At 61.7% G+C, this 12808-nt stretch carries 15 protein-coding genes and 1 tRNA gene; 5 read left to right on the forward strand and 11 right to left on the reverse strand.

Features of this window, described 5'->3' with window-relative positions:
• Window positions 1–14 precede the first annotated feature (14 nt).
• From rplI to ACNAOU_RS21830, 5 genes are all read right to left on the reverse strand, one after another.
• Window positions 15–467 carry a 50S ribosomal protein L9 gene (gene rplI / locus ACNAOU_RS21810; RefSeq protein WP_018778531.1) on the reverse strand — a complete coding sequence of 151 codons (453 nt, stop codon included), beginning with the start codon at window positions 465–467 and terminating at the stop codon, window positions 15–17.
• Window positions 468–485: 18 nt separating this feature from the next.
• Complete coding sequence (gene rpsR, locus ACNAOU_RS21815; RefSeq protein WP_003800144.1) at window positions 486–725, reverse strand: 30S ribosomal protein S18; 240 nt, start codon at window positions 723–725, stop codon at window positions 486–488.
• Between the two features lie 128 nt (window positions 726–853).
• A complete protein-coding gene (locus tag ACNAOU_RS21820; RefSeq protein ID WP_018778530.1) occupies window positions 854–1426 on the reverse strand; it encodes a single-stranded DNA-binding protein in 573 nt (190 codons plus the stop codon).
• A gap of 50 nt (window positions 1427–1476) precedes the next feature.
• On the reverse strand, window positions 1477–1782 hold the full coding sequence (gene rpsF / locus ACNAOU_RS21825; protein ID WP_011776755.1) for a 30S ribosomal protein S6: 306 nt from the start codon (window positions 1780–1782) through the stop codon (window positions 1477–1479).
• Window positions 1783–2063: 281 nt separating this feature from the next.
• Window positions 2064–2146: transfer RNA gene (locus ACNAOU_RS21830), tRNA-Leu, on the reverse strand.
• A 119-nt stretch (window positions 2147–2265) separates the two neighbouring features.
• Here ACNAOU_RS21830 and ACNAOU_RS21835 point away from each other — a divergent pair.
• Both ACNAOU_RS21835 and ACNAOU_RS21840 read left to right on the forward strand, forming a co-directional pair.
• A complete protein-coding gene (locus ACNAOU_RS21835; RefSeq protein WP_179128458.1) occupies window positions 2266–2421 on the forward strand; it encodes a hypothetical protein in 156 nt (51 codons plus the stop codon).
• On the forward strand, window positions 2418–3095 hold the full coding sequence (locus ACNAOU_RS21840; RefSeq protein WP_229778656.1) for a DUF1345 domain-containing protein: 678 nt from the start codon (window positions 2418–2420) through the stop codon (window positions 3093–3095). Before ACNAOU_RS21835 ends, ACNAOU_RS21840 begins: the two co-directional genes overlap by 4 nt.
• Before the next feature lie 107 nt (window positions 3096–3202).
• Here ACNAOU_RS21840 and ACNAOU_RS21845 read toward each other — a convergent pair whose 3' ends face one another.
• The 3 genes from ACNAOU_RS21845 to ACNAOU_RS21855 all read right to left on the reverse strand — a co-directional run bounded on the left by ACNAOU_RS21845 (window position 3203) and on the right by ACNAOU_RS21855 (window position 7117).
• Window positions 3203–4615 (reverse strand): amino acid permease, encoded by a 1413-nt coding sequence (locus ACNAOU_RS21845; RefSeq protein WP_189076444.1) that lies wholly within the window; start codon window positions 4613–4615, stop codon window positions 3203–3205.
• A 223-nt stretch (window positions 4616–4838) separates the two neighbouring features.
• Window positions 4839–6146: a M18 family aminopeptidase gene (locus ACNAOU_RS21850; RefSeq protein ID WP_110504782.1), complete on the reverse strand. Its 1308-nt coding sequence runs from the start codon at window positions 6144–6146 to the stop codon at window positions 4839–4841.
• A gap of 74 nt (window positions 6147–6220) precedes the next feature.
• On the reverse strand, window positions 6221–7117 hold the full coding sequence (locus tag ACNAOU_RS21855; RefSeq protein WP_189076445.1) for a 3,4-dioxygenase subunit beta: 897 nt from the start codon (window positions 7115–7117) through the stop codon (window positions 6221–6223).
• A 179-nt stretch (window positions 7118–7296) separates the two neighbouring features.
• Between ACNAOU_RS21855 and ACNAOU_RS21860 the strand changes: the two genes are divergently transcribed.
• The 3 genes from ACNAOU_RS21860 to ACNAOU_RS21870 are packed head-to-tail and all read left to right on the forward strand — an operon-like array spanning window position 7297 to window position 9290.
• The gene (locus ACNAOU_RS21860; protein WP_422757744.1) at window positions 7297–7746 is read left to right on the forward strand and encodes a hypothetical protein; all 450 of its coding nucleotides are present in this window, start codon (window positions 7297–7299) and stop codon (window positions 7744–7746) included.
• Window positions 7743–8483, forward strand: a complete 741-nt coding sequence (locus tag ACNAOU_RS21865; RefSeq protein ID WP_189076447.1) for a cyclase family protein — start codon at window positions 7743–7745, stop codon at window positions 8481–8483. The genes ACNAOU_RS21860 and ACNAOU_RS21865 overlap by 4 nt, the downstream gene beginning before the upstream one ends.
• A gap of 42 nt (window positions 8484–8525) precedes the next feature.
• Complete coding sequence (locus ACNAOU_RS21870; protein ID WP_189076448.1) at window positions 8526–9290, forward strand: IclR family transcriptional regulator; 765 nt, start codon at window positions 8526–8528, stop codon at window positions 9288–9290.
• Between the two features lie 4 nt (window positions 9291–9294).
• Here the strand turns inward: ACNAOU_RS21870 and ACNAOU_RS21875 are convergent, their stop codons facing one another.
• The 3 genes from ACNAOU_RS21875 to ACNAOU_RS21885 all read right to left on the reverse strand — a co-directional run bounded on the left by ACNAOU_RS21875 (window position 9295) and on the right by ACNAOU_RS21885 (window position 12786).
• Complete coding sequence (locus ACNAOU_RS21875; RefSeq protein ID WP_018778521.1) at window positions 9295–10065, reverse strand: IclR family transcriptional regulator; 771 nt, start codon at window positions 10063–10065, stop codon at window positions 9295–9297.
• A 36-nt stretch (window positions 10066–10101) separates the two neighbouring features.
• Window positions 10102–11271 carry an alanine racemase gene (gene alr, locus ACNAOU_RS21880; protein WP_189076449.1) on the reverse strand — a complete coding sequence of 390 codons (1170 nt, stop codon included), beginning with the start codon at window positions 11269–11271 and terminating at the stop codon, window positions 10102–10104.
• 72 nt (window positions 11272–11343) lie between these two features.
• Window positions 11344–12786 (reverse strand): amino acid permease, encoded by a 1443-nt coding sequence (locus ACNAOU_RS21885; protein WP_189076450.1) that lies wholly within the window; start codon window positions 12784–12786, stop codon window positions 11344–11346.
• Window positions 12787–12808 lie beyond the last annotated feature (22 nt).

Here is a 12808-nt window from a genome sequence, read left to right on the forward strand (position 1 = left end):
CTTGCAGTCAGAGACTACTTGCTTGCAACGACCTCGAGGTCGATGACAGCGGAAACGTCCTCGTGCAGGCGAACGTTGGCCTGGTACGAACCGACAGACTTGATGTGGTTCGGCAGTTCAACGTTGCGCTTGTCGATGGCGCCGAGGCCGGCAGCCTCAACAGCAGCAGCGACGTCGGCCGGCTTGACGGTACCGAAGAGACGACCGGACTCGCCGGCCTTCACCTCGAGCTTGACCTTCTTGGAGGACAGAGCCTGGGCCTGTGCCTGTGCAGCTTCAACGGAAGCGTGGGCACGAGCAGCGCGGGCAGCCTTGATGGACTCAACCTGCTTCTCGCCACCCTTCGACCAGGTCAGGGCGAAACCGCGGGGCAGCAGGAAGTTACGTGCGTAACCGTCCTTGACCTCGACAACGTCGCCAGCAGCACCGAGACCGGTTACTTCGTGGGTCAGAATGAGCTTTGCCATGTTAGTTAATCCCTTCCCTTAGCCGCGGCCAGCGCCGGAGTAAGGCAGCAGAGCAACTTCGCGGGCGTTCTTGATTGCCTGGGCGATCTTGCGCTGTTCCTGAACGGTAACGCCAGTAACGCGACGAGCGCGGATCTTTCCGCGGTCGGAGATGAACTTGCGCAGCAGTGCTACGTCCTTGTAGTCGATGACAGTGATGTCAGCGGCCTTCAAGGGGTTGGACTTTGGTTTGGGCTTACGGAGTTCAGCCTTAGCCATCGTGGAGCTCCTTTTCTATGGAGCCCGTGGATATTGATCCACGGGATGGTGGTGTTCGACGGCGGTGATCGCCAAGGTGCCTTGCGGCAGTCCCGGCGGGTGTCCGGCGTCGGACTTTTATTTGGTGTTTAGAAGGGAGGTTCGGAATCCGGGCCGTTGCCCCAGCCGCCAGCGTTGCTGACACCGGGCGTAGCCCAGGGGTCATCCTGCTGTTGTGCGGGCTGGTTGCCGCCCCAGCTTCCACCGGAGTTGCCGCCGCCCTGGTTTCCACCAGGAGCGCCACCTCCAAAGCCACCGGAGTTACCGCCGCCGAAGCCACCCTGTCCACCGCCGGAGCGCTGGGTACGGTTGACCTTGGCATTTGCGTAACGCAGGCTGGGGCCGATTTCGTCGACCTCAAGCTCGATAACGGTGCGCTTTTCGCCTTCTTTTGTTTCGTAGGAACGGCTCTTCAAGCGGCCGGAAACGATCACGCGCATGCCCTTGGTGAGGGACTCGGCTACGTTCTCGGCTGCTTCGCGCCATACCGATGCACGGAGGAACAGGGTTTCCCCGTCCTTCCATTCATTGGACTGGCGGTCAAAGGTCCGGGGAGTAGAAGCGATGGTGAAGTTCGCTACTGCTGAGCCAGACGGGGTGAACCGCAGCTCCGGGTCATTGGTGAGATTACCAATGACCGTAATAGTGGTTTCGCCTGCCATCTACTGCCTCCTTGTTCGTTCCTGCGGTGTAAAGATTTTGAAGGGGCTGATTACTCAGCAACGACCTTCTGGTCTTCGGGGCGGATGATCTTGGTGCGCATGATCGTCTCGTTGAGAGACAGCTGGCGATCAAGTTCCTTGGCGGTAGCCGGTGCAGCGGTGAAGTTCACCACGGCGTAGATACCTTCGGACTTCTTCTTGATGTCGTATGCCAGACGGCGACGGCCCCAGATGTCAACCTTTTCGATGGTTCCACCATCGGTGGTGATGACATTAAGGAACTTCTGAAGCGACGACTCTACGGTACGCTCTTCGACCTCGGGGTCGATGATTACCATCAATTCGTAAGGACGCATATGTGAACCCACCTCCTTTGGGCTAAGCGGTTACGGTATTTCCGTAACAGGAGGTTCATTTGCGATGCTGTGCACCGCTCCCCCGCCGAAGATTCGGAAGGAGGGCGTAACACAGACTTCAATATCTTAGTGCATCTCCTGCACTCAAAGCTATTCGGGCGGATCCCGGCCCGGAACGGGGCACTTGGCGTATGTGGATAAATCCGCCTGGGTCGGCGTCATGCCGCATGGCCCAACGACAAAACCCCTGGAAGATCGTGGATCTTCCAGGGGTTTCTCTGTGCGCGGAGGGGGACTTGAACCCCCACCCCCTTTCGAGGACTAGCACCTCAAGCTAGCGCGTCTGCCATTCCGCCACCCGCGCAAGGTGATCAGGAGAAAGCAACTTTCGTTTTTCTCCTTGACAGCGACAAAGACAGTAACACGAACATGTCCGATTCGTGGATTCCTGGCACCTTGAGGACGTCCCGTTAGAGTGGCGCCATGGATGCCACACCGTTGAACAACCTGGTCCTGACCGTTGTTTTTGCCGCGATAGCCCTCTACGCCCTGTACTTCGTGGTCCGCGCTGGAGTGAGGGACGGCATCCTCCAGGCGAAGAAGATCTCCCAGGACTCCACCTCACGGGAACAACCGTGACCAGCGGCGGGCAAGCGAAAAGCGTCAGGGTCCGACGCAGCAGATTGCGCTTCGTCGCCATGATGGTTGCCGGCGCGTCGACGTTCCTCGCAACGGGGCTGGCAGGGAGCTGGGTGGACGCGCCCGCCGTGGGCTGGGCGACGGCAGCACTGGTCTATGTAGCGTGGGTCTGGCTGGTGATCGCGCGGATGGACCCCGACCAAACGGAGCAGCATGCCACGTCCGAGGACCCTTCCCGCGGAGTCACCGATCTCCTGATTCTCATCGCGAACCTTGCCAGTATTGCCGCGGCCGTGGCGGTGATCGTCAACTCCCACACGGAAGGCACCGGATCACGCCTGTCTTCGGGGGCTCTGGCACTTGCCTGCGTCGCGCTGTCCTGGATGCTGGTGCAGACCCTCTTCACGCTTCGCTACGCGGAGCTCTATTACAGCCCTGCAGAAGATGCCGGAGGTGAGGTGGGCGGAATCAGCTTCAACCAGGAACGGCCACCCCAGTACACGGACTTTGCTTACCTGGCCACGAGCCTGGGCATGACCTACCAGGTGTCCGACACCAACCTCGGCAACCACCGGATCCGGGCGGAAGCCTTGAAACACAGCCTGCTCTCCTACCTGTTTGGCACGGTGATCCTTGCCGTCACCATCAACCTGGTGATCGGCCTGGCCCAGTAGCCCACGCAGCCGCGTAGCCCAAGCAGCCGCTCATCATGCCGGGCCAAAACGAAACGGGGCAGCCGCCGTCGAACACCGACGGCAACTGCCCCGCATCAGAAAGAAACTTACGACGCCGGGCCGGAACCGACCGCGGAAGGTTCGGCTGAAGCGGCATCCTGGTGCGGGCTGCCACCGTTCCTGCGGTAGCGGAACACTCCGATGCCCACCACCACAGCGGCGAGGCCCAGCGACAGGAACAGCGACTCGCGGGTGGACTCGAGGATGACCATGCCGATGATGAGCGCCACGATGCTGCCGATGGCGATCCAGGTGAGGTACGGGAAGAACCACATTTTGAGCTCGAGCTGCTGCGCTGCAGCACCCATGCGCCTGCGCAGGATGAGCTGGGAAGTCGCAATGACCAGCCACACGAACAGGGCGATCGCGCCCGAGGTGTTCACCAGGAACAGGAACACCGTGTCCGGCGCGATGTAGTTCAAGCCAACCGTGATGAAACCAACCACCGTGGAAGCAAGGACGGCTGCTGCGGGGACACCGCGCTTGGAAATCTTCATCCACGACTTGGGAGCATCGCCGCGCCGGGAGAGCGAGAAGAGCATGCGGCTGGCGGTGTAGAGCCCTGAATTCAGGCAGGACAGCACCGAGGTGAGGACCACGATGTCCATGATGGTGCCGGCGCCCGGGATGCCGTAGAGCTCGATGACGGCGACGTAGGGGCTCTTGGCGACGGACGCGTCGTTCCACGGCAGGAGCGTGACAACAATGGCGATGGAGCCGATGTAGAAGATCAGGATGCGCCACACTGTGGACTTCACGGCCTTCTTGACGGCGTCTACGGGGTTCTCGGATTCACCCGCAGCGATGGTCGCGATTTCGGCACCGAAGAAGGAGAAGACCACGACGAGGATGCCCGCCAGCACTGCGCCGGGACCGTTGGGCATGAAGCCGCCCTGGTCCAGCAGGTTGGCGACACCCGGGGCGGATACACCGGGCATGAGACCGAGAATTGCTGCGATGCCTGCAAGGAGGAAGATCACGATCGCCGCAACCTTGATCGAAGCGAACCAGAATTCGAACTCGCCGTAGGACTTGACTGATCCGAGGTTGGTCAGCGTCAGGAGAACCATGAGAACCAACGCCCAGATCCACTGATCGACGCCGGGAACCCAGCGGTGCATGATGGCGGCACCCGCCGTTGCCTCGATGCCGAGGACGATGATCCAAAACCAGGCATAAAGCCAGCCAATACTGAACCCTGCCCAGCGGCCAAGGGCCTTGTCTGCGTATGTGGAAAACGAACCCGTCTCCGGGTTGGCGGCCGCCATCTCACCAAGCATGCGCATGACGAGGATGACAACCAGGCCGGCGGCCAGATAGGCCACCAGGATGCCGGGTCCGGCCTGCTGGATAGCAGCACCGGAGCCAACAAACAGACCTGCTCCGATGACGCCCGCAATGGCGATCATGGAGAGGTGGCGGGGTTTCAGTGACTTTGAAAGCTGTTGGTCAGCGTGCATGGATCGGCGCCGTCCTTTGGGTTTGAGTTGGGCCATGAGTGGTGTGCCACGGGCCACACGACTTTCCCACACTAGCCAGCACCAGAGGGCGGATTGCTGTGCAATTGGACATTTTGACACCTCCAAAAAAGGGAGACTGCACAAAATGTATTGTCACAGTCAACACAAGTTTCCTTATGAAAACATTCGAAATATGCGCGAAACGAGTGTTTGAGGCTTTCGTCTAGACCGACGTCCGGAAGAACAGTTCCGTCACCGCCGCAAGATGATGCGGATCCTGCACACCGCACAGCTCACGCGCCGAGTGCATCGACAGCAGCGGGATGCCGACGTCCACGGTGCGGATCCCCAGGCGCGTGGCAGTCAACGGGCCGATGGTCGATCCGCAGGGAAGATCGTTGTTGGAGACGTACTCCTGGTAGGGCACGTTCGCCTCGGCGCACATCCTGGCCCACAGCGCAGCTCCCGCGGCATCGGTGGCGTAGCGCTGGTTGGCATTGATCTTCAGGAGGGGACCACCGTTGAGAACCGGCTTGTTCGCCGGGTCATGCTTCTCGGCGTAGTTCGGATGGACAGCGTGGCCGGCGTCCGCGGAAACACAGAACGACGCCGCTACGGCCTGCCGCCGCTGGGTCACCGAGGCTCCCAATCCGTCAGAGATGCGCACCAGCATGTCCTCAAGGATGGGACCGCAAGCGCCCGAGCGCGAATTGGAGCCGATCTCCTCGTGATCGAACGCTGCAAGAACAGCGATCGGGCCGTCCTCCGGGGACGAGGAAGCATGGGCAATCAAGGCCACCAACCCCGCGTGAGTGGAGGAAAGGTTGTCCATGCGCCCGGAGGCGAAGAACTCGCCCTTCGCCCCGAAAACCGCAGGAGCCTGCGTGTCCGCCACCACGACGTCGTATCCGCCGATTTCGGAGGCATCCACCGAGGCGCCCTCGACGCCGGCGGCCAGCAGTCCCAGAAGGTCCTCGCCCACGGGATCGCCCTGGCCAAAGATCGGGTTCATGTGCTGCTGCTTTGACAGGTGCAGACCGTTGTCATTGACGCCCCGGTCAAGGTGGATGGCCAACTGGGGAAAACGCAGCAGCGGCCCTGTTGAGGTGAGGTGCTCGGTGCCGTCGCGCATGACCAGCCGGCCGGCGAGCTGCAGTTCGCGGTCCAGCCACGAGTTGAGGAGCGGGCCACCGTAGACCTCGACTCCCGCCTGGAGCCAGCCGAACTTGCCGGTGGTGGGTTTGGGCTTCAATTTGAAGGACGGTGAATCTGTGTGGGCACCCAGGATGTTGAAGCCGGTGGTGGGTCCGGCATTGGTGGGGGTAACCCAGGCGATCAACGCGCCGTCACGAATGACATAGAACTTTCCCGCTCCACCGTCCCACGGCTGCCGCTCGTCCAATCCAGTGAAACCGGCCTCGTCAAGGCGGCGCGCGGCCTCGTGCACTGCGTGGAAACTCGACGGCGACGCCGAGACGTACGCGCCGAGATCCTGGATATGGTCAACTGCTGCGGAAGCGTTTGAAGGCATGCTCCCGAGTCTAGCCGCATGGATTCAACCGCCTGTCCGGACCGCCTTGCACCCTGCCCCGGACAGCTACGGGGTCAGATGGTGACGTTCAGGGCGGCCGCATAGCCGCCGGCAACCGAGCCGGAAATAGTCGCCAACTGGTATATGCCCCCATCGTCACCAAAGACGTTGTCAGAGGACAGGGTGGTTTTCGGGAAGCTTCGGGCACTGTTTTCGTAACCGGTGGTTGCATACACGGTCTTGCAGGCGCTCTCAGTCAAGGCTATCTGCGACACCGCCAGCACCTGGCCCGCGTTGGTGGCGTTGCTCATCGACTCAAATACCTCAAAGTGAATATGAGGCCAGCGGCCCATGTAGGCGCCGGGAAAGATCGTGCTGAAAGTGAGTTGGCCATTTTCATCCGATTCCTGGACGCCGCGCAGGTAGTTCTCGTCTTCCAGGCCGGAATCGTAGAGCGAATACTTGCCGTTTTGGTCGCAATGCCAAACATACACAGCCGCGCCCGCCAGGGGAGAACACCCGTTGGCGTTATCCAACAGCGTCAAGGTGACAGTGAGCGGCACTCCTGCGGCCTTCGTATTGGACGCTCCGAAACTGGATCTGATGTCGCGTCGCACAACTCCCGAAGCCTCCAGGACGTTGGGTCCGTTTGAGCCGTCGCCCGGGTAGGGCCCCAGCGTTTCCTCCGGGATTTCCGCTCCGCATTCGGCCAAGGCACGGGTCACCGTACTGGTGGCCTCCGCCGACGGTGAGGTGGCCGCCGTCGTGCCTTGCAATGGGGTGACGGTACCGGCGGAGGTTCCCGACGGCGTCGCACCGCCGCCTTGCGTCCCCGGCGTGCAGGCGGCGAGGGCGGCAACGGTTCCCGTCCCGAGAAGAACGCCCAAGGTCCGCCGCCGGCTCAGGAGCGTGGAGAGGTCGAACTCCAGTCCCTTGTCGTGGTTCGGGTGCGGCTGTTGAGGAGATGTCATGCCTCCATCAAAGCTGCAGTCACTGTGAGTTGTACATGGGGAACCTGTGGCAGGACTGTGACCGGTGAAGACTCCGGAATTGTGACCGGCGTGCATAATAAGCATTTCGATATGCTTGTAATGCTCGTCACGTCATGGCACGATGGCTTGCAACAGCAACTGACGGAAGGTCCACTGCCATGAACATCGAACTGAAACCGGTGCGGAAGCTTCGCATCCACTGGCCCATTTCGGTAGAGACGATGACCCAGCTCGCCGACGGTCAGCTTCAGGCCCTTGAGTCCGACGCCGGTATCGCCTCGTTGCTGGACGCGCTGACATCAACCCCGGAGCTGGGCGGGTTCGGGAACTACCACCATGTCTTCGAATCCTCGGCCGGCTTTGAGGGATTCACAGTGGCAGAAGGAGCCAATCCCACCCTGGGCAGGGTAGGCCAGCGGACCATCTCACCCACTTTTGTCTTCACGACGTACTTTGACGACTCCCTGGACGACACCGCCGTCCAACAGCTCGTCCAGACGATCGTCGACATTCACCCATGGGAGGTTCCCGTGATCGAGGTTTCGGGACCCCTCAGCGTCTCAAGCAGTGTTATGGACTCCTGCACCGAAATGCGGGTGGCATCATGAGCGCCTCAGTCTGGGAAGAGGTTGCACCACTCCTCCGCAACAGGACCTTCACGGATCTCACCCACGCCTTCCACCCCGGCCAACCGCACTTTTCGGCCTTTCCCGACGAGACACGGGAAGCCCTTTTCGATATGGAAAAGGGCGACGGATTCACCGCCCACAGGTATTCGATTGTGGGCCAGTGGGGCACGCACGTGGATCCGCCGTCGCATTTTGTCCGGGGAGGCCGGACGCTGGACCAGATACCTGTGGAGGACATGATGCTTCCCCTGGTTGTCCTGGACATCAGCCACCGTGTCAGAAACGATGCGGACGCAACCCCCACCCTTGACGATGTCCGGCAATGGGAAGCACGCAACGGGGCCGTCCCAAACGGGGCGTTCGTTGCCCTTCGGACCGGCTGGAGCAAACACTGGCCGGACGCATCGGCAATGGCCAACAGGGATGACGACGGCATCAGCCACACACCCGGGTGGTCCCAGGAGGTGCTTCGGTATCTGGTCGAGGAGCGCTCCGTTGCTGCCGTAGGCCACGAGCAGACCGACACGGATCCCGGCATGGCTACCTCACGGCAGGACTTCAGCCTGGAAACATACGTCCTGGCCCAGGACCGCTGGCAGATCGAGCTGCTGGCCAACCTGGATGAACTACCGGAATCCGGCGCCATGCTGATCGCCACGTGGGCAAAGCCCTTGGAGGGCAGCGGTTTTCCGGCACGGGTGTTCGCCATTCACTGACGCCGTACCGATCCGGCCCCCGGGGCTGACTAGAATCAATCCATGTCAAAGACCTCCAGCATGGGCCGCGGCATGATGGCCTTACTCACCGTTGGGGCGCGTCACGCGGAAGGATTCGACGGCGGTACGGTGGCTGACATTGCAGCCCGCCTGGACAAGGACCGCAGCCAGGTCTCACGCAGCCTCAAAGGTGCACAGCTGGAAGGTTTCCTCACAAGGACCGAACAGCGTGAGTATTGCCTGGACTGGTCCTTCCTGACGGACGCGCAGCTGGTCACCGAACAGCGGCTGAAGACTGACGGCTTGACCGCATTGGAGGGTCTGGCATCCGAAACCAACGAAGCCTGCTTCCTGGGTGTACTGAGCGGAAACAGTACTGTCACCATTGGCGAGCAGGTGCCTGAAAGCGCCAATCTGGTGGGTTCCTGGCTTGGCCGGCCCTACCCCGCCTACTGCAGCGACGCCGGCCAGGCGCTCTTGTGGGATGCGCCGGACTCAGACGTCCGGAAGATCTTTGACGGAGTCGAGTTCGTGAAGCACGGGCCCAATACGCCTGTGTCCGTTGACGATTTCCTGGAGCGGTTGGCCAAGGCAAGGGAACGCGGCTACTCGATCGTGGACGAGGAAGCCGAACCGGGCCTCTACTCCCTGTCCGCGCCCGTCCGGGACTTCAAAGGCGAAGTCGCTGCTGCATTGCAGATTGTCGGCCCGAAATCACGTCTGGAACCCCAGCGCGAAGCCTTCGCCATGGCTCTTGGTTCGTGGCGGGACTGGCTTGAGTCTTCAGTTGGAGGACAGTCAGGCTGACGGGTCAATCCTGAGGTTGGGCCGCGCTGCCGAGCCGGTTGGAAGCGGACTGAAGCGCCGCGGCAATGTGTGGAGCCGCTTTCTCCAGATCGGCGCGGCTTCCCAGGACACTGAGTGCGGCAACAATGCGGGCTCCGCCTGCCCGGACCGGTACTGCCAGCTCCCAGACGCCGTGCTCGAATTCCTCCGCAGCCAAGACATACCCCTGTGGCTTGTCCTTGTCCATGAGGGTGGCCACCTCCGCTGCGGAATGCGCCGCGGCGGGGCCGCCAACGCCAATGAAGTTGGCCTCGCGGAGCAGACCCTCAAGCTCCTTTGCCGAATGGTCCCACAGCAAGGCCCGGCCGGCGCCCGTGCACCACACAGGGGTCACCATGCCGGGCTTGGCGAAGCCGCCAAGGACAGAGTTGTTGGCGGAAGAACGCAGCAGGAGCACCCGGACCCCGTCGCGCACTGAGAGCCTGGAGCGCAATCCATAAGAGGACACCAGCTCCTCAAGCTCGGGTCCGGATTGCTGGACCCAGCCTCCGTTCAGGGAGGCTGCCAGGGTGAAGAACCGCGGCCCTGTGCGGAAGGGACCCCGATCCACGCGTTCCAGCAGCCCAAGATCGCACAGTTCCTGCGCCAACCGTGAGACCCGGCTTTGTTCCATGTCCAGCTCCGCAGCCAACTGCGAGACTCCCAAAAGTTGGCGTCCCTGCTTTTCGCGGTCCGTGACCAGCCGGATCAGGCGAAGGCCCTGCGCCAACGACGAAGCCTCTGTTGACACATCCACGAATCAGGCTCCTTCCACCAAGCGCTCACGCCATTCTCACACGTTGGCGCAGACCCTGAGGATCCTGGCGTCCTTGGCCCACACCGTGTACAAATCTGCGAGAATTCCGGCGTTGGCTGCTTCAAGCTCTCCCGAAGTGATTTCGGACCGGTCCTGGCGCCCGAACAGGACCACTTCATCCCCGGGCAGGACCTCCGGAACGGATGTCACATCAACCACCATGGAGTTCATGGAAATCACGTCGACGATGGGCACGCGTCGCCCGCGGACCAGGACATCGCCGCGATGGTCGGCGCTTCGACGGCCGAGTGCGCGTCGATACCCATCGCCATAGCCCACAGTGACTGTTGCCAAACGGGACTCTGTCGCCAGAGTATGGGTCAGCCCATAGCCCACCTTGCTTCCGGCGGGATAGGTGTTCACCGAGCCGATGCGTGCCTTGAAGGTCAGGCAGCGGCTGAATCCGGGCTGCGCGGGTTCCGTGTCACCGTAGAGGACGGCCCCGGTCCGTACCATGTCCATCCACGACGCCCGGACGTTCAGGGTTGAAAATGAGTTCGCCGCGTGGAGGAGCACTTCACTGCGGGGCACTTGCGCGGCTTGGAGGATAGCTTCGGACTCGGCCCTGAAACGCCGCAGCGATTCTTCTATATTCTTCACGTCATCGCAGGGAAAATGCGTCATGATGCCGGCGGGTTGAAGCCAGGGCTGGCTCAGTATCCCAACTGCGCAGGCCCTGCCGCGGGAAGAAGACACGTCAAGGCTGTGGCGGCTGATACCCGACGAGTTAATGTCCAGGTGCACCCGCAATTTCCGGCCCGTTTCCTCGGCGATCCCGCTCATGGCCAAGGCACTCTGCGGATCAGAGACGAGTTCTTCGATGGAGAAGTCCATGCCCGCCCAGACTTCCTGCGGGGCCGCTGCTCGAACGCGGAGCAGTTTTCCCTGAAAACCATGTCCCCGCGCCAGCTCTGCTTCGTGATTCGACCCCACCCCTATGTAGGGAACGTCCTGACGAACCAGGAACGGCAGCAACATGTCAGCCCCGTGGCCGTAGGCGTCGGATTTGATCACGGCACACAGCAAGGCCCGGCCTTCCAGGAGTTGCCTCATGGATCGGACGTTGCCATCAAAGGCGTCACCGTCAACTTCCAACCAACTGGAAAACTTCCCGGCCGGTTCCGTGGACTGGGTTGTTTGGGCCATCCTGCCCTCCCCCTTTCAAGACAGTCAGGCGGCGGGGCAATATTGCCCTGCCGCCTGACGTGGCAACCTGGATCAGACCGACTGCTTTACTTTCACAGTCCGGCCGTATCGGAAGTGGAAATACAGGTAGCAGGCAGCCACAAAGGGGATACCGAAGTAGAGGGCAGCGACCTGCGCGGGATCGGACGCAATGCCCACCAGTGAGAGCAGGCACAGTCCGAAGGCCAGGATCGGAACTACAGGGAAGAACGGTGCCTTGTAGGCAAGGTCAGCCACCCGTCCCCCGTTGCGGACAAAGGCCCGGCGATGGAAGAAATGCGAGGCGGTGATGGACATCCATACCCCGACGACGGCGAAGCCGGCTACGGAGACGAGGGCCAGGTACACGGTCTCCGGAGCAGCCACGCTGCTGATCAGGGACGCCAGCCCTCCCACCATGCTGACGGACAGGGCAAGGAGTGGGATGCCCCGGCGGGTGAGGCGCTTGAGCGCCTTGGGAGCGTGCCCTTCGTCTGCAAGGGAGTAGAGCATGCGGGCACAGGAGAACAGGCCGCTGTTTCCGGCGGACAGGAGGGCGGTGATGATGACGAAGTTCATGATGTCCGCCGCGAAGGGAAGGCCTACGGACGAGAAAACAGTGACGAACGGGCTCTCATCCAGTCCCACCTGGTCATAAGGAACGGTTGCGGCGATGACGGCGATTGCCCCCACGAAGAAGATCAGGAGGCGGATGACCGTGCTGCGCATGGCCTTGGGGATGTTCCGTGCCGGATCCTTGGTTTCGCCTGCCGCCACGCCAATCAATTCCGAGCCGGAGAAAGCGTAGAAGACGGCCAGGGCTGTCACCAGGACGCCGGAGAAGCCGTTGGGAAACAGGCCGCCTGAGGTATTGAAGTTCTCGAACAGGAACGGGTGGTGGTCGTTGTCCGAGAGTGGATGGAATCCGAACAGTGCCGCCCCGCCGAACACGATCAGTGCGATGATCGCTCCGACTTTGATGATGGAGAACCAGAATTCAGATTCGCCAAAGAACTTGGACGAGAGCGCATTGAAGCCGAAGAGCATGGCAGCGAACACCAGGCACCACACCCATACCTCGACACCCGGGAACCACCGCTGCATGAGCAGGCCCGAGGCCGTGAACTCCGAACCGATCGCCACCGCCCAGCACAGCCAGTAGAGCCAGGCGGTGGTGAAGCCGGTAGCCGGACCAATTGAACGGGAAGCGTAGATGTGGAAGGCACCCGAGACCGGGTAGGCAATGGCGAGCTCGCCAAGGCAGGCCATCACCAGGTAGACCACGAAGGCCCCCACCAGGTAGGCGATGACTGCGCCCAAGGGGCCTGCCTGGGAGATGGTGTAGCCCGAGCTGAGGAACAAGCCTGAGCCGATGACACCTCCCATGGCGATCATGATCAGGTGACGCGGACCCATGGAACGGCGAAGGCCTGTTTCCAAAGGCGCCGGAGGGGCGTCAGCCGGGTGGTCCAGTTTCAGGGGGGTTGATGATTCCATGACTCGTCTCCGATAAGTGAAA

The organism is Paenarthrobacter sp. C1 (genome assembly GCF_049315185.1).
Lineage (GTDB): Bacteria > Actinomycetota > Actinomycetes > Actinomycetales > Micrococcaceae > Arthrobacter > Arthrobacter nicotinovorans.

Bases quoted from the DNA above. Each gene is read 5' to 3' on its own strand.
- rplI (WP_018778531.1), bottom strand. From the start codon at position 467: ATGGCAAAGCTCATTCTGACCCACGAAGTAACCGGTCTCGGTGCTGCT.
- rpsR (WP_003800144.1), bottom strand. From the start codon at position 725: ATGGCTAAGGCTGAACTCCGTAAGCCCAAACCAAAGTCCAACCCCTTG.
- ACNAOU_RS21820 (WP_018778530.1), bottom strand. From the start codon at position 1,426: ATGGCAGGCGAAACCACTATTACGGTCATTGGTAATCTCACCAATGAC.
- rpsF (WP_011776755.1), bottom strand. From the start codon at position 1,782: ATGCGTCCTTACGAATTGATGGTAATCATCGACCCCGAGGTCGAAGAG.
- ACNAOU_RS21835 (WP_179128458.1), top strand. From the start codon at position 2,266: ATGGATGCCACACCGTTGAACAACCTGGTCCTGACCGTTGTTTTTGCC.
- ACNAOU_RS21845 (WP_189076444.1), bottom strand. From the start codon at position 4,615: ATGCACGCTGACCAACAGCTTTCAAAGTCACTGAAACCCCGCCACCTC.
- ACNAOU_RS21850 (WP_110504782.1), bottom strand. From the start codon at position 6,146: ATGCCTTCAAACGCTTCCGCAGCAGTTGACCATATCCAGGATCTCGGC.
- ACNAOU_RS21855 (WP_189076445.1), bottom strand. From the start codon at position 7,117: ATGACATCTCCTCAACAGCCGCACCCGAACCACGACAAGGGACTGGAG.
- ACNAOU_RS21860 (WP_422757744.1), top strand. From the start codon at position 7,297: ATGAACATCGAACTGAAACCGGTGCGGAAGCTTCGCATCCACTGGCCC.
- ACNAOU_RS21865 (WP_189076447.1), top strand. From the start codon at position 7,743: ATGAGCGCCTCAGTCTGGGAAGAGGTTGCACCACTCCTCCGCAACAGG.
- ACNAOU_RS21870 (WP_189076448.1), top strand. From the start codon at position 8,526: ATGTCAAAGACCTCCAGCATGGGCCGCGGCATGATGGCCTTACTCACC.
- alr (WP_189076449.1), bottom strand. From the start codon at position 11,271: ATGGCCCAAACAACCCAGTCCACGGAACCGGCCGGGAAGTTTTCCAGT.
- ACNAOU_RS21885 (WP_189076450.1), bottom strand. From the start codon at position 12,786: ATGGAATCATCAACCCCCCTGAAACTGGACCACCCGGCTGACGCCCCT.